Annotated in this window: 12 protein-coding genes; 4 read left to right on the top strand and 8 right to left on the bottom strand. The window is 41.5% G+C overall.

Features of this window, described 5'->3' with window-relative positions; genetic code table 11:
- Nucleotides 1–10 precede the first annotated feature (10 nt).
- A complete protein-coding gene (locus ACUTVW_RS02735; protein ID WP_445644969.1) occupies nt 11–868 on the bottom strand; it encodes an ABC transporter permease in 858 nt (285 codons plus the stop codon).
- Nucleotides 869–1,360: 492 nt separating this feature from the next.
- Here ACUTVW_RS02735 and ACUTVW_RS02730 point away from each other — a divergent pair, with 492 nt between their 5' ends.
- A complete protein-coding gene (locus tag ACUTVW_RS02730) occupies nt 1,361–3,148 on the top strand; it encodes a histidine kinase (RefSeq protein ID WP_445644361.1) in 1,788 nt (595 codons plus the stop codon).
- Between the two features lie 262 nt (nt 3,149–3,410).
- On the opposite strand, the gene ACUTVW_RS02725 is transcribed toward ACUTVW_RS02730, so the two are convergent.
- Entirely contained in the window at nt 3,411–4,355 is a 945-nt protein-coding gene (locus tag ACUTVW_RS02725; protein WP_445644360.1) for an alpha/beta hydrolase, read from the bottom strand.
- Nucleotides 4,356–4,727: 372 nt separating this feature from the next.
- Here ACUTVW_RS02725 and ACUTVW_RS02720 point away from each other — a divergent pair, with 372 nt between their 5' ends.
- Both ACUTVW_RS02720 and ACUTVW_RS02715 read left to right on the top strand, forming a co-directional pair.
- Complete coding sequence (locus tag ACUTVW_RS02720; protein ID WP_445644359.1) at nt 4,728–6,335, top strand: response regulator transcription factor; 1,608 nt, start codon at nt 4,728–4,730, stop codon at nt 6,333–6,335.
- A gap of 309 nt (nt 6,336–6,644) precedes the next feature.
- The gene (locus ACUTVW_RS02715; RefSeq protein WP_445644358.1) at nt 6,645–8,324 is read left to right on the top strand and encodes an ABC transporter substrate-binding protein; all 1,680 of its coding nucleotides are present in this window, start codon (nt 6,645–6,647) and stop codon (nt 8,322–8,324) included.
- A gap of 208 nt (nt 8,325–8,532) precedes the next feature.
- Here the strand turns inward: ACUTVW_RS02715 and ACUTVW_RS02710 are convergent, their stop codons facing one another.
- Entirely contained in the window at nt 8,533–8,838 is a 306-nt protein-coding gene (locus ACUTVW_RS02710; protein WP_445644357.1) for a hypothetical protein, read from the bottom strand.
- A gap of 32 nt (nt 8,839–8,870) precedes the next feature.
- Nucleotides 8,871–9,059, bottom strand: a complete 189-nt coding sequence (locus tag ACUTVW_RS02705) for an aspartyl-phosphate phosphatase Spo0E family protein (RefSeq protein WP_154887164.1) — start codon at nt 9,057–9,059, stop codon at nt 8,871–8,873.
- A 163-nt stretch (nt 9,060–9,222) separates the two neighbouring features.
- On the opposite strand from ACUTVW_RS02705, the gene ACUTVW_RS02700 reads away from it, so the two are divergent.
- Complete coding sequence (locus ACUTVW_RS02700) at nt 9,223–9,474, top strand: helix-turn-helix domain-containing protein (protein WP_445644356.1); 252 nt, start codon at nt 9,223–9,225, stop codon at nt 9,472–9,474.
- Nucleotides 9,475–9,542: 68 nt separating this feature from the next.
- On the opposite strand, the gene ACUTVW_RS02695 is transcribed toward ACUTVW_RS02700, so the two are convergent.
- From ACUTVW_RS02695 to ACUTVW_RS02680, 4 genes are all read right to left on the bottom strand, one after another.
- On the bottom strand, nt 9,543–10,829 hold the full coding sequence (locus tag ACUTVW_RS02695) for an FRG domain-containing protein (protein WP_445644355.1): 1,287 nt from the start codon (nt 10,827–10,829) through the stop codon (nt 9,543–9,545).
- A gap of 59 nt (nt 10,830–10,888) precedes the next feature.
- On the bottom strand, nt 10,889–12,847 hold the full coding sequence (locus tag ACUTVW_RS02690; RefSeq protein WP_445644354.1) for a UvrD-helicase domain-containing protein: 1,959 nt from the start codon (nt 12,845–12,847) through the stop codon (nt 10,889–10,891).
- The gene (locus tag ACUTVW_RS02685; RefSeq protein ID WP_445644353.1) at nt 12,848–14,833 is read right to left on the bottom strand and encodes an ATP-dependent nuclease; all 1,986 of its coding nucleotides are present in this window, start codon (nt 14,831–14,833) and stop codon (nt 12,848–12,850) included. It lies immediately after the preceding gene.
- A gap of 151 nt (nt 14,834–14,984) precedes the next feature.
- Nucleotides 14,985–16,574: an RNA-directed DNA polymerase gene (locus tag ACUTVW_RS02680; RefSeq protein WP_445644352.1), complete on the bottom strand. Its 1,590-nt coding sequence runs from the start codon at nt 16,572–16,574 to the stop codon at nt 14,985–14,987.
- Between the last annotated feature and the right edge of the window lie 135 nt (nt 16,575–16,709).

Raw genomic sequence — 16,709 nt, 5'->3', positions numbered from 1 at the left:
TCATCCTTTCTTAGAAAATTCGGTATCCGGCAAAACGATACGCCAGTCGGTACGAGATCACAATGAGGATCAGACTGATGACCGATTTAAACAGATTGACCGCCGTTGCAAAGCTGAACTGTCCACTGAGCAGACCTTCGCGATACACGAACGTATCGATAATATCCGCTTGCTGATAGATTAATGGGCTGTACAGATTGAAGATTTGGTCAAAGTTGGCGTTCAGCACGTTGCCCAGTGCCAGCGTAGCAATAACGATTCCGATGGGAATGAGTGCAGGAATAGTGATATACATCGTCTGTTTCCAGCGCCCCGCCCCATCCACTTCAGCCGCTTCATACAGAGACGGGTTGATGCCCGCCAATGCTGCAAGGAAGATGATCGTGTTGAAACCAAACTCTTTCCACACATCACTGAGAATGACGGTGAACCGGAACCAATTGCCGTCCCCGAGGAAGAAAATCGGTTTGATGCCAAACACCGACACCAGAAACTGATTTAATATTCCCGTCTGTGCCAGAATATCGATCAGAATACCGGACAGCGTCACCCAGGACAAGAAGTGCGGCAGATACACCAGTGTCTGGATCGTACGTTTCAGCGCCATCTTCCGCACCTCATTGAGCAATAGGGCAAAGATAAACGGAATGATCAGATTCATGATGATTTTCGAGCAGGCAAAGAATAGTGTGTTCCACGTAATTTGCAGGAAATAATCATTGGTCCACATATACTCGAAATGCTTCAGCCCCACCCACTCCGAACCACTGAAGCCCAACGCGGGCTTATAATCCTGAAAGGCCATTAGAATACCTGACATCGGAATATATGAAAATATAAAGACCATAATGGCCGCTGGAAGCACCATGAAGTGCAATATCCACGGCTGTTTGTAACGTTTTTTCTTCTTTTTTTCCAGCTTGTTGCCGACATTCGCCTGCGGGAGCCGTTGACCCTCTATTTTAGCCTCCATATGAACCTTCTCCTGTTCCCAAAAAAAGTTTTTGTGTGTCTTGGGCTTCTCTGATATAAATAGTATCAAGCCATTCCGAGGTCTGACTATATAACATTGTTAGGGTGGATAGGGTTTTGTTAGTTTGATCTATATTGATAAGCATCCATTCCTCACACGAGACACTCCGATGGCAGAATAAACCTCCAATCGCCGTTATCCCCAGATTTTTTTCATTCCCTTTTCAAGGGGAAAATCCGGTGATAAGCGTATGCTTCCGATGCAGCTTTCTTGCAGAAAGCTTGTAAGCGACCGCGTTGCTTTTCCGGTTTTTTTCTGCCCTCTCCGTTAACGTGTGAGAAAAAGGGCCATCAATATAGTTAGATGTGAATATAAGGGAGACTTTTTATGTATACATGGGAGCGCTTTAAGGTTTTTCAAAAAGGAATCCGATCCCGCTTCAGCCTTTTCGCTAAAATCAATCTGTTAATCATCATTCTGTTCATCCCGATTCTGATCATGTACACCTATTCGAACAACGTCACATATGACGTCGTCAGCAAAGAACTGCAGGTCTCGAACACCAAGCAACTCACGTTTCTGTCCAGTCAGATCGATTCCCGCATCAATCAGATGATGGATTTCAGCCTCATTCTCTCGCGTGATCCGAATGTGCGTGCCTTTAATGGCTTGAACCTGTGGCAGGATAAATATGATCAGATGCAGACCCGGTATATCATTCAGGAGAAAATGACGCTCCAGACCGGCGTGACCGATCTCTGGCCTACCCGCTACGCGGTGTACTCCCAGCAGAACAAAGAGGTGATTGCGAACTACACCCGCGATACAGGTTATGATGAGGCGTATTTGAAAAAAAATATGAGCGGACAATGGACCTACGGGGATCATTCCACCGATTCGAAAGACGCCATGCAATCCTTTTACTGGTTCTATACGGATTCATTAGCACAACCAGGCATGCTCACAGGCAGTAATCTGGTCATTGAAGCCAGCTTTAGCCATGAGAACATTCAGAATATGCTCGACACCTACAAGGCAGGTGGACAAGGCGATCCATTCTTTTATCACAAAGGCAATGCCCCTATTCTGAACCGCACCGCAGACAAGCAGTTATCTGGAGAACTGATCCGTTATCTGGATACCCATTCGCTCGAAAATACAACGCAAGATGTGGTGGAACTGGACAGCAAAAACTATCTCGTCAGCACCGTCAAATCCACTTATCTGGACTGGCATCTGGTGGATGTCGTGCCGCTGTATCAGATTTTGCAGCCGATTTCGCTGAGTCGCAATCTGTTCTATGTCTGCATGATTTTGCTGCTTGTTGTGGGCATTTCCGCGTCCATCCTTCTGTATCGCAATGTGCAGTATCCGATCAAGAAGCTCATCAAAGGTCTGCGCCGCGTGCAGCAAGGTGATTACTCCGTGCGTTTGCACAGCAACAACCAGAATGAGTTTTCATTCTTGTTCCACCGTTTCAATGACATGTCCCACCAGATTCAGGATCTGATCGAAAATGTGTTTCAGGAAAAAATACGAGCCAGAGAAGCTACGCTGAAGCAGCTCCAGGCACAGATTAATCCGCATTTTCTATATAACTGTCTCGGTTACATTATCAACATGGCACAGATGAAGGACGAACAAGCCGTGGTGTCTATGGCGCATAACCTGAGTGCTTACTATCGCTATACCACCCGAATGGAACGGGAAACCTCTTCATTGCAGGAAGAAATCAAGCTTCTCATTAACTATCTGGATATTCAGAAGCTGCGCAACGGCCGTATTGAATATCACATCGATATTCCTAAGCATATGCTTTCCCAGTCGGTGCCACGTTTAATGTTGCAACCGATGGTTGAGAACTCGGTGATTCATGGGATTGGAAAGTCGTATACCTCCGGGGAGATTCGTATTACTGGGGAAAGTGCGAATGGCTTTGGCAAAATCTATATCGATGACGACGGCCCCGGCCTCACGCCGGAGCAGTACGAAGCGTTGAACCAGGAAATGCTGGAGCCATTACAAGATGAAGTAGGCTGCGGCCTGTGGAATACGTATCAGCGTATGATCCATACTTTTGGCAGTCATTCCTACCTGTTGTTCGGCCCATCCCCACTCGGCGGCTTCCGCACCGAAATCGTCTGGGAAATCCCGAGCGAAGACACTGACAAGTAACGTGGGAACGACTCAGGCGGATAGATAAAGACAGATTAACCTAACGTAAATGCTTCAGGAGTGGAACGATGAGCGCCACATTAACCCTTAAGGGCCTAGCATAACGATTGCACGTAATAAAAAACGCCTTCTACCCGCCAATTCTGGCGATGGTAAAGGCGTTTTTCCCTTCTTTTTGGTATCTTTTCGTATACTTTTTGCTATCCTCTTTGCTACACTTTTTGCTATCTTCTTGCTTTCTTTCTTCCATTTGGCACTACGTCTATACTTTCTTGCTCATCCGCTCATTCAACCAACTCACTATATCCGTAGTAACCTCGTCCCGGTTCGTTTCGTTCAGCATCTCATGTCGTCCACCCGGATACAGCTTGTATGTCACGTTATCGATGCCCTGCTGTTTATAGGCGTTGTACAGCCGGATAATGCCTTTGCCAAAGCTGCCTACCGGGTCCTTGTCTCCAGCGAAGATATAAATTGGCAAGTCTTTGCGCACCAGATTCAGATTGCTTTTAATCCCCAGCTTTTTGAGTCCAGTGAAAAAGTCTGCGAAAAATCCTGTCGTAAATACCGCTCCACAGAACGGATCACGGATATATTTATCCACCTCTTCCGCATCTCGGCTAAGCCAGTCAAATTCGGTGCGGACTGGCTTGAACGCATCGTTGTAGCTGCCGAAGGACAACTTGTTCATCCGCTGGCTCGGTACACGTCTGCCGCGGCGCCGAACCTCTTCTTTGGTTAACAGCGCAGCCGCATGAAGAATAAAGCGCACATGCAGCGTAGAACCCGATAAGATAACCCCGTCTAGCTCTTCGCCATAGAGCATCAGATACCGCTGCGTAACGAAGGAACCCATGCTATGCCCCATCAGAAATAAAGGGAGTTCAGGATACTTCTTCTTAATGATACCAGTCAGTTTATACAGATCATGCACCATCCACTCGAATCCGTCGCGATCTGCCAAATACCCTACGCTTTCCAGAACCTCTGCCGTCTTGCCATGCCCGCGCTGGTCGTGGATGTACACGATGTATCCATTCCGATTCAGTTCCAGTGCAAAACGCTCATACCGAGCCGCCGTCTCCGCCATGCCGTGACAGATCTGCACCACTCCTTTGACCTGAATGTCACTCGCAGGTAGCCAGTTATACACATGGATTCGAGTTCCTTCGTCCGATTTAAAATTAAAATGATTTGCCGTACTCACAAAATCCCCCCGTAATGATACATTTTCTCTTCTCATTTGTTTTTCTTTTTCTTCTTTTTTGTTCGTCTCTTCGTCATCGTTGTCATTTTTTTCTTTATGTATTTCTGTAGTTCCTCATCGGCTTCAAGATTGCCACTTGCTGAGTGACTGTTCATACATATTCATCCTACTTCTCTAAGGAGGAATTTAGCAATGTAATTTCACCCTATATATCGGATGACTATACATAAATATTGATTATTCAATCTTTTTTTCAAGCGCAGATGTGCACGGAACTCTTTCCATAGAGAAGCGAATTGTGGTGTGATATACTGCTTGCAACACATGTCAGCTTAGAAGCGTGTAAACCCTCAAGCAAGGAGACAAAGCAACATGCAAATGATCATCGTAGACGACGAAGCACACTGGGTGGACAACCTGTCCATGACTAAACCCTGGCACACGCTCGGGATCGAACAGGTTCACCGGGCATACTCCGCTCGCGAAGCCCTGCAACTCATTGAAACTCACCCTATTGATATCGTAATCTCGGACATTCAGATGCCGGAAATGACAGGTATAGAGCTGATCGAACGCATCCGTATCCGGGACAAAAAAATAAAATGCATCCTCCTATCCGGTTATTCCGAATTCGATTATGCCAAGAAAGCCATCCAGCACGGAGCCGTGGACTACCTCCTCAAACCGCCGACAGATGACGAAATCATCGGTGCAGTGCAGAAGGCCATCGACCAGTTGAACAATGAATGGGCGCTTGTCAGCTCCCTGTCGCGAACGCAGTTTACCCTGCGCGAGAATTTGCCGCATTTGCGTGGACGCCTTTTGTTGGAGACATTACAAGGACGTCGGTTCTCCGCCAGCGAATGGGAGCGTAAGCTCGACAACTACGACCTGCCCTTCCACACCGGAGATGCCGCGCTGATGCTGGTCCGTATGGATAATGAGTTCGGCCACTACGACAGCCATGATCAGACCCTGATCGAATATGCCATTATCAACATGGCGGAAGAGATTATGGGTGAGTTTATGCACGTGTGGGGTGTGAAGGAAGAGCACGGGTATGTTGTGTTTTTGCTGCAATTGAAAGAAGCGAACGGCGATATTGGAAAAGAAACCATTCTGGAAAAGCTCTCGATTCAGCTTCAATCCAAAGTAAAACAGTTTCTGAAAGGCTCCCTCTCCATTGTCATGACCGAGTGGTTCACCTTCCCGGAACAGATCTACGATCGCTTCCGTCAGGCTTCCGCCAATTTCCGCCAGATCGTCGGGGATGAGCGTGAATTCGTCATGCGGGTGACCGATGTCGAAGCACCAGCGGCACAAGGTCCGCTGGACGTGCTGTACACTCCGCCTACCTTCATTCAACTACTGGAAAGCGGCCAATGGGATGCCGCGGAAGACAAAATCCATGCCGTCTGCGCCGAACTGGACGAAAAATGGTCCGAATCATGGGAACACTGTATGGAGGCCGGATTCCTCATCACCGCTGCTTTCACGAACCTGGCTCATCGGAACAAGCTCACCCTGGCAGGTCTAATGGGCAGTGAGATCGAGCAACTGCAAAGTGGCGAAGTTTTCTCCACCATCGGCAAACTGCGCAAATGGTCGCTCGGCGTACTCGCCAAACTCAAAGAAGGTACGTCTAACGAAGTCAAAGATACCCGGTCAGAGTATGTGAAGAAGATTCAGGAGTTTACCGATAAAAACCTTCATCTGGACGTGTCTTTACGTGTGCTTGCAGATCATGTGAACCTGCATCCAACACATCTGTCCAAGATTTATAAGATTGAGACTGGCGAAGGCATCAGTGAATATATCGCCCGCCTACGCATGGATCGAGCTTGCCACAAGCTGGTCACGACCACAAAGAAAGTATATGAGATCAGCTTGGAGATAGGCTACATGGACCCGGCGTATTTTATCAAAGTGTTCAAACGTCAATTCGGCGTGACACCCCAAGAGTACCGCGATCAGCATTAAACCAAAGTTTTTACACTTTCACTAAGAGAGTCCTATCGAAACTAACAAACTCATATAGATGCGCTCCCGCTCTACTTGGTACAGTTACACTTGTAGAGGTTGTTCAAAAAGTCCGCTTTTGATTACGAAGAATGCCTCACGGCATCATCAACATCGAATATGGGATTCAGCCGAAATGTCCGTTGCTCACGTAGCTCTTATCTACGCTCCGCTACTCCATTTCTAGCTTCATCCCATCTTCTCGGTACTGAAAACCGGCCTTTTTGAACACGCATTTATAAAGATCATACATCGTAGGGGGATTGAACAATGATCAAATTCAAAACATGGTGGTCCTTGCTCACGGTTATCGCGCTTATCACCATCACTGCATGCGGCAGTGGCGGGTCAGCCAGTGAGAAAGGCACGAATGATACACAAGAGGCTGTCGGCTCTGCGGAAGCGGAAGCGGCGTTTGCCAAAGGAAAATACGACCCGCCCATCGAATTCAGCTCCGTGCTGATGCCGAAAAAATACGCTCATGGCGATACCAAAGAGAATAACGTACATGACCGTTGGATGCTCGAAACGTTGGGTATGAAGCACAAAGATACGTGGTATCCGGCCACTGACGATCAATACAGACAGAAGCTGCAGCTGGCGATTGCGTCCGGCGAGAAGCTGCCTGATTTCGTAACCGTGCCAACGAACGCGGTACTGACGAATCAGCTGATCGACTCCGGTCAATTCATCGCCATTGATGAGCTGTTCGAGAAGTACGCAAGCAAGACGTTGAAAGATCACGCAGCAGCACATCCTGAGCTGTGGTACCCGTTCACGAAGGACGGTAAGAAATACAACATGCCAATCATGGAGTACACGGATAACGACGATACCCTGCTCTGGCTCCGTGAGGACTGGATGGAGAAGCTGAACCTGCAAGCGCCAAAAACCATCGCAGACCTTGAGAACATCATGGACAAATTCAAAAACGAGAACCCGGACGGTCTGTCTCCAGACAAAGTATTCCCGCTGGCCATCTCGCTGAAAAATAACACCAACACCTGGATGGGTGGACTCGACTGGTTGTTCGGTGCATACGGCACAATTGAAGAACAATGGAACAAAGACGCAAACGGCAATCTGGAGTACGGCTCCGTGAACCCGGGTGCAAAACAAGCCCTTGCCAAGCTGGCTGAATGGATGGAAAAAGGATATATCCACGCTGACTCCGCACTATGGGACGAAGGTAAATCCGCTGAGAGCTGGACAGCTGGCAAAGCCGGCATCCTGCCTGGCGCAAACTGGGTACCGGACTGGCCTGCTCCAGACCTGCTGAAGAACGTACCTGGCTCGAAATACAAAGCCTACCCTGTTCCAGCTGGTCCAGACGGCAAGATCGGTACGAAATGGCAGAACTCTGGCGTCAACGCAAGTATCATGATCAACAAAGACGCGAAGCACCCGGAAGCGATTTTCCTGTATTACAACTATCTGCTGGAAAACCTCGCGAACCCGAAAGCGGGAAGCCCGTACGAGTACGGCTTTGCGAAAGGTTATGACTGGGATGTCGTAGACGGTAAACCGACCAGTGACAAAGAGAAGATCAAAGACTTCTCCAACGAATTCCCGTTCCTGACCGGCCCGGCGCGTATTCCGGACCTGTACATGAAAACACTCGTGAAACTCGCGAACGGCGAGAAAGCTGAGACACCTTACGAGAAACAAATGGCTGAATTCCGTAAACCGGAAAACTGGTACGCAGGTAAAGTCGTGATGTCCCAGATCGACATCCGCAAACAAAACTATTTCACTGGCGCAGCCACACCAACCATGGTATCCAAGTGGAACCTGCTCCGTCAGTCCGAGCTCGAAACCTTCAACAAAATCATCTACGGCAAACTGCCAATCGATGCATTCGATCAATTCGTCACGAACTGGAAATCCAACGGCGGCGACCAGATCACCCAAGAGGTGAATGAATGGTTCAAGTCGGTGAGTGGGAAGTAAGGATTTGTTGTTGGGAAAAGTAAAGCATTAAAACCCGAGCCGAAGCGTTTATTCACGCTTCGGCTCGGGTTTTTAAGTGTAGAGCGGGGTCGCTCCCCCCATGGTTTATGGGTTCGCATTAGTGGATCAAGCCCGTGTATCCTTACCAAGCTAACTATGTAAGCATGCACGGGCTTTTCACACTGCTAAGTTCGTAAATCAACTAGCGTTAGTCAGATTCATGCCCTCTCTCCACCAACATCGACTGGCCTAGCAAGGATACCGTTAACTGAATACCATCTCGCAGCCCCTGCATATACAACCGTTCATTCTCTATGCCTCTGCTAACAATGTAACGATTCTCCCATTCAGCATATTCAGTTGTCTGCTCGACATCCTTGCCAGCAAACAAAGCTTCAAATGCTTCATCGGTTTCCCCACATACACGACTCAGTTCAGGATCATGCTCGATCCGGGCAGTCACCTCATCCAGCCTTGCCTGAACCGCTCGCTGCATCCACGGCGGAAAATCCATAGCTTCTCCTCCCTACGCATTATGTACTTCGCTCATTGCCGTACCACTCGACTATGTTTCGCCTTCGTTTCACTAACTCGTGCCACCAGTTCATCCACCCTCCGGCTCTGCTCCTGAACCGCAGGATTGTCCCACAACGGAATCGCTTGCTTCAAGGATGCCTCACCAAGCTGATTAAGCTTGCGCCGTTCCTCTTCCAATAAGTCAAGCAACCGGCTCATACATGCACCTCTCTGATGGGTCTAAATTGCATCATGTCTTGTTAAGACTAGACATGGGCAATCGTTTTAATGCGATTATCGGTTTATTTTATTTTAATTCGATATCCACATTAAAACAACCATTATTTCTCATACAATTTGGTTGAAATGAGAGGTGTACATAATGAAGCATAGACAAGAACCGCCTGGCGATAAAAATATTATCGGCTCCAAAGTCGTAGCCATCCGTAAAAGCAAAGGAATAAAACAACGTGAGTTCCTTGCAAGATTGCAAACATTGGGTTTGGATATCAGTCAGACCAGTCTCTCACGATTGGAAGGTCAATATCGTCTAGTTCAGGACTATGAAGTTGTTATCATTGCCAAAGCTTTGGAGATATCTGTGGGGTATTTGCTTGGGGAAGTTAGGGATTGAAGGAATAAAACAGCAGAGGAACAAAACTCTTCGAGAATCTTGTTCTTCTGCTCCAAGTGCTGCTCAGTCTAATATTTGCACTTAATAAAATCCGCTACATCATCAATTTCAGGGAAAAGGCTGGCTTTGTTAATTGAAAATCTCTCAAGTTGCTCCAAAATGTCCGTTTTATTACTCACAATATAAACAACTGTTTTGTTTGAACTATCATTATATCTTAAAGTATTCAGAGCCACAGAGTTATCTTCTGCCAAGCCACAGAGAATAAATGCTCCGTCTTGCTTAATTATTCGATTATTCGATTTCGGAGGCAGAACTACAAAACAGTTTAACAAATCTTCTTTGTCAACCTCATCTCTGAAGGCAGGTTTTTCACTCTTAACTTCATGGAGCAAACGATCTATTTTTTTATTGAATTCCTTTTTATCAATTTTTGAATCGGAAGCATAGTTGTAAAATTTTTTCTGATCTTCATTGCTAAAAAGCGGTAAACTTGCAAGTAATGAAATGGTATCACTATTTGGATACTTAATATTTTTTCGATCAACCTGGAAAGTAATAATTTCCCCCAATGACCCGTTGTCCTGCTCACATGCAAAATACATTGCAACCAAGGGATTACGAGTTATGTCTAATAACCTTGTTGGCAAACCGTAATGTTGCATGTGTACCAGAACATCTAAATGAGTTTTAATTCTTTCAAAATCTTGAGGACACTGAATCATTAATTCATTGTACATATCACACTCATGCTCTTTCCAACTTTTCCTCCTCATTACAGAAGGGGTGAGTGAATAATTTACTTGTGAATGTCCGCGATAGTAAAAATCTCCGTTAAGTATTCCGTTATTCTTAATAGACTTGTTAAATTCCTCAATTGAATCAATAAAATTTATCTCTACTCGAGATTTATTAAAAATTACTCGCCCTTCTGCAACGCTATAATCTTCATTCGACCCAAATTCTGTCCCCAGTCCTTCAATCAAATCTTTTACCATCCCCTCTCTGTCTGCTGAGTTACCTGCAGATCTAAAAATCCAATTTATCAGTGCTTGTGCCTCTAAATAACTCATTGAATCCGGGGAGTTGTTTTTCAGATGATTATTGGTGAATTCTGATATTTCAATATCGAATGTATCTTTCTTCGGGAAAGGCTTAATATATAGCTTAACGAATGGAGAATTTGCTTCTTTAAGCTTTAATTGGATATCATCTTTCTTGAACTGCAACTTAAGAAACTGCCCGATGTCACAATAACCATCCTTTAAAAGCTTGTCAGCGAAAATAATCTGACAAGCTTTCTTAATATAGCGATTTTCGTATGGATTGGAAAAAAAGAAGAAAAACAAGCCCATGCACCTCCGAAGAAAATTTAATACTCCTCTTGATATATTTTAATTTTTTAGCTATTAATTTATGGCAAAACATTGCTTAAATTTGCACTTCTGAAACCATAAGCCTCAAGCTTTTCTCTTTCTTCTTTCTTTAATACAGGAACCGCCCATACTAGTGAATATTTTGCCCTAGTATTTGCAACGTAGGCTATCCTACTAGATTCTAATTCCTTTTCGATCCACTGCTTCCAATGCCCGCTCCCTGTATTTCGGCGACTCGAGACCACCATTACACTATCAAAATCCTTACCCTTAACCGAGTGAATAGTATTTATTGATAACAAGTTTAAATTATCTACTGTATTATATGGAGTAATTATTTTTTTTGCTGTACCGCGGGGGGAAATTAGATTTGGCAAATTGATAAAATCTCTTTGAGTTTTATCGAAATTCTTTAATGATTCATAAGTATCCTGAATTATACTTAAAAAGTATCTATTAAAGTTCCTGTACCATGTGGTGTAGTCTGTATTTTCAATTTCAACTAATTCATGATGCGAGGAGCAACTTTCCAAAAAGTCTTTAATAAAAACTCTCCAATTATAAGCAGATTCAATCGCAGTTGGACAATAATAATTACTTTTAGTTTTGGCTCCCTCAAACCACTTCTGAATGTGCTTACCCGCAAGTTCTAATGCCAACAAACGTGACTTAGGTGTATTTTCTACCCAAAGTTGTATAGCATCTAGAATTAGATGTTTACTTTCTTTAGCATCCATTTCTAAATCTCGTTTCAGTGATTGCTGTCTTACCAATATCGCAGACCTATCGCAAGTAATTTTCACCTCATGTAGGAAATTAATATATAGTTGAATTACTGAGGAAAGATCATTATATTCTATGTAGCAAACGCTTCTTTCCCCAATTTTTTCGACCTCTAAACCACGAATAGGTAATTTAATCCCTAATAATTTATTTGATGTATGTACTATCGAATTACAACTTCTAAAATTATCTGTTAAGTAGTATTTCACAAAATCAGACAAATAGTTTTTGGTTGTTACGGGATTAGCATTTTTAAACTGATAGATGGATTGATTAAGGTCACCTATAAAGTGAAGACTGGAGCCCTTCGCTTTAAGCAGATCAAGAATCTTAATCTCAATCCACGATAGATCTTGACATTCGTCTATGAGAATAACGGGAAATCGTGAAGCCAATAAAGCAGTTGCTTGAGAATTATGTTTTAATACCCCGTATGCTATATTATTCATATCTTCAAAATTAGCAAAGCCATCTTCTAAAAAAAGTTTTTTTGTTTTTTTAATTTCTTCTTTTATATAGCCAAACCCTAGTAAATGATTTTTGCCCATCTTTTTTCTATATTTTTGAATGAAGTCTTGAACTTCAACAGATTCATAGTATTCCTTTAATGTAAATTTATGACTTTCTGATTTATAAATAACTAAATCATTAATTTCATGATCATAGTAAACTTGATTTGCGTAAAAATCCTGTCTAGTGGAACTAAAGTTAGTATAGGGAAGCTTGTACTTTTTCAACCAATGATTATCAAAAACATCCAAATTTTTATCAATTAATCTATAGGAAGTATCACCTCCTCTATCTTTGTGTCTAAAATGTTTATAGCCAAAACTTTGTGCAATAAAACCATGTATAAATCCTGATAAAGTTCCAATGTGGTGAGGATACACAGACGTTGTTCCTAAAAAACTTTCAACCCTTTGTCTAATAGTATCCGCAGCTTCGTTAGTGAAAGTTAATACAGCTATTCCCTTATTTTTGTAATTCCACTTACTTATCTCATATGCAGTCTTCATTCCAACAACTTCGGTTTTCCCGCTACCGGCACAAGCCTCCAAAAATATATTTTCCGTTCTAGGCGATAGCACATATTCTAATTGCTGTTTAGTTTTCTCCTTCACTTTAGTTTGTATCATAGATACATATGATTCAATTAACTGATTCTTTCTACACAAAGCACTTATTATTTCTTGTTCCATTTCTTTCTTGTCCATCTATTCATCTCCTTTACATGCCCATAAAATTGCTTTTTCGATGTATGCAGGAACATTTATTATCTCACTTACTTCAGTTAACACATCAACTATATTAGATTTTTTTTCATTCACGCTATCCATTTTCTCTTTTATTTGTAATTCTAAAAAATCTGTTAATCCTTGTGAATATATACCTTTTCCTACCTCGTCACAATCGATATGTTTTAAAATGAATTCTGCATCATCTTTCAAACAGTGCTCGTCTTGCTCGTATTGATTATTCGTTTCAATAATTTTAACACAATGTTTTTTTATTGTTCCTACATTAGGCCATAGATCATGAAGCACTTTAGCCATTTGACATGTGTTTTCTTCGATTGCTAAATCGTATTCAAAAGTTTTCAAAGGAGAAGCGTATAAACGCCCCCATTTGCTTTTATTAATATCATTTTTTAACTGCAACGCACTATTGGCTCCAGTTGGTGTTTCACTTGGAAGAGGAAATATATCTTTTAGCACAGTTAGAGGCTCACCTTCTTTATTTTTTTTTAGTTCGCCATCTTTGTCATAAACAAATTCCTTGATCCTTGGTGGATCATTGTCTGTAATTCCAGAACAATAAATAGGTAACTTCACTTCACTTGAGGACCCATCACAATTTGAAAACATCTTCATAAAATGTTTAAAATTAATTCCGTTTATATTGACTACGGATACACCTGCCTCTTCCAAGGAATTTGGTAAAAATTTTCCTGAATTAAGCAAAGCAATCTTATTATGTCTAGCTAAAACTATCTTTGCAAACGTAGGAATAAGCATTGCCTCACTTATACCCTCTACTAGTATAATTCCTTTTGAGAAAAGCAAAGTCGATTTTGTAACATCTAACCATCGATTAATATAGTTTTTACTTTCACCCAATGCAACATTTCTTAATGGTGTCGCAACAATTTTCTCTTCCCTTTGAGCAACATGAATTAAGTTATCTACATCCATTGAAGAGGCTAGTACTGGCGAATGAGTAGTAATAATAACCTGTGTATTTCCAAGTTTCTGGGTTACTTCTTCCAGATACTTTATGAATTTGACTTGAAGTTGAGGATGAAGGTGAGCTTCGGGCTCTTCAATTAGTAAAACAGTTATCGTGTTATTATCTTTTAACAATTCAAGTTCCGCAAAAACGGTAGCTATGTATAACAAATTGTTGTAACCTAAACTATTTGTAGCAATATCCCTGAACTTATCTGGATCACTCTGCTGGATACCTGGAAAAAAAACCATTTTAATGCTCTCTACAATTTTATTGAAGGTTGTCTCCGCGAATTGTAGGTTTATACTTTGTCCAAGTCGTTCTCCCAAAGTCTCAGTAAGCTTTTTATTTATATTATTCTTTGCTGTTTCAATTTCATTGTAATTATTATCAGTGTTGCTAGTAATTTGTTCATTGAACCTACTTACGTTTTGTACTAGCGTCTCCTTATTATCGCCATACTGCTTTTTTAATAGTTGAGCCAATCTTGATCTCTTACCGTTAACTAACTTTTCTTCTGCATCTCGTAGAGGGGGTAAATAAATACAATCGATGCATTCAAAAGTTTCTTCTTCAAAAATACTTGATTTTGAAGCTCCCCCCCAAATCTCTTTTTTATAATAACCTTTTCTATTAGGATTTGAGTTAACCTCCAAATGCAGTTGTGCTCTGAATTCAGCATCACACCAAGTTAGAAACGTTACTTGTTCATCAGAGTCAAGAGAATCAAAAGAAAGATCAATTCTAATTTTGGGAGCTGAATATTCTTTATCCAAAGACCTGAAAAAATCATCCTCATTGATATTCATGTATGAGAACTCATTTTCTCGAAGGATAAGCCTTAATGCATTAATGATTGTAGTTTTTCCTGAACCATTCTCTCCTACTAATACATTAAGCCCGTTATTAAGCTTAATTTCTGATTTCTCTTTAGAATTCTTATACCCTGATATGGTCAATTTTGATATGTGCAATTTAAAACCCTCCATTAATATTCCTTTATAAAATCAGGTGAGATCTGAAACTCATCACAAGATATGAGTCGTATGTTCCTTTATTGAATTATGTTTCAAGTTAATTGACATATGTAGGAATGAGTTTTTTTTACTTTCTCCCAAAATCACTTCATATATCCATTTCATCAATTGTAACTATATTGTACTTTTTATTATTAATGGACCACTCAATGACTAACTCCTCTGACAAACTTAAAGGATGTGTTTTCTTAATGTGCTTTAGATAGTGAGTTCTTTCATCTTCGGGTAGAATTTGACATGCAATTAACATAGCTCTACGACTCCAAGGATCTAAAGCCGAGTATAGTTCTTTAAGTTCCCGTATCCATGTAGAAGCCCCAGCCTCATGAGCGGCAAAGATAATCTTTCTTTTAGCTTCTGGTGAAGAAGATTTATATAATGAAAGCAATTTTTTTAAATGATTTAGATCAGAATTGCACGCAAATAAGTTCAAAAGCGCTATATAGAAATACTCGTTGGCCTGAATAAGCTCATCCTCAAGTATTGTTACTACCTGATCACCCAATGTTAGAAAATCATCTTCAAAGTTTCTACTTGCTGAAATCAAGTAATGGCAAACATCACTAATGGCTGGAATTAATTTATTAATATTGTCTATTGTATATTCAATACCACCTGGTGCTCCTAATTGACCCAGCCTTCTATATAACCATCTAATTTTCTTATAATCTGGTTCAATTACATTTAGATATTTTTCTAAAATTTCATTGATGTTATAATCTGCAAATAATTCCTGATCCTCTGGGTCTAGTTGTCTAAAATCTATTCCTTTATAGGAACCAATGGTGTACTTTTTTAAGACCTTAATCATTTGATTCTCATTTTCATTTAATGGATTATCATTTAGCATATTTTCGCAAATTTGAGCGAATGCTTCTGATTTAATGATATCAGTTTTTTGGTTTTGTAATACTAGCTTTTGTTGCTTATCCAATATTTCAGCCATCTGATAAACAGTAATTTGAGCTTCTTTTTCATTGTCGCAAAATACATATATATCATCTGCATAGCGACAAAAGTCGATTCCTTTTATAGATAAACTATCATCTATTGGGATTAAGGTCATTTCAGCAAGCAAATGTGAAGAATGCGGTCCAATAGGTATACCTCTAGATACTGTTTTTGTGACGTCCTCCAGCAAACGCATGATAAATTTAATTATTGAATTTGGTAATCCTGACTCACCCAATTGATTTTCTACAGTATGATGGTAAATCTGATTATAGAAATCTGATATATCCATTTGAACTACGTATCTTTTTCTCTTACTTTTTTGTAAGCAGGATGTCCAAAATTCTTTCCATGAATTTTCATTACTATAAAAGGTTCCATCTTCCTTTGGAGCGAATCTATAACTAAATACTGTATTTTCTTCCTTGGGTCTCCTACGATTCTCGATCAAACGACCGTATTCAAAGATAACCGCTGCTATTAAAAGACTATCAATTGGATCTAGCTGAGTTGCAATTCTATATGACAGTTCTGTTTTGGGTATAACGAATCTTCGCGCGGGACTAAATTGATGTTTTGTTATTTCGTAATCTTTTAACCTTGTTATCACCTTCTCTTTAAGATCATAAAAGACATTTATTTCTTTAGGGCTTGGAAATAGATCTGTATCTTTTTCTAATTGCAGATGATCAATAGCCCATTTTATGGATTCTTGTTTGAGCTTCACAGTACTTCCCCTTTCATCTCTTGACTATGAAAATATGCCTTTTTGTGATATTGATTTCATGAATTTCTGATAACGTTCCCATATTCACAACGTCTGACGAAGTGGGATATACATGAATATAATGTTATGAGATGC

Source organism: Paenibacillus sp. TSA_86.1, assembly GCF_052691815.1.
The sequence above is the reverse complement of the archived record's forward strand: the minus strand, read 5'-3'. Positions and strand labels throughout refer to the sequence as shown.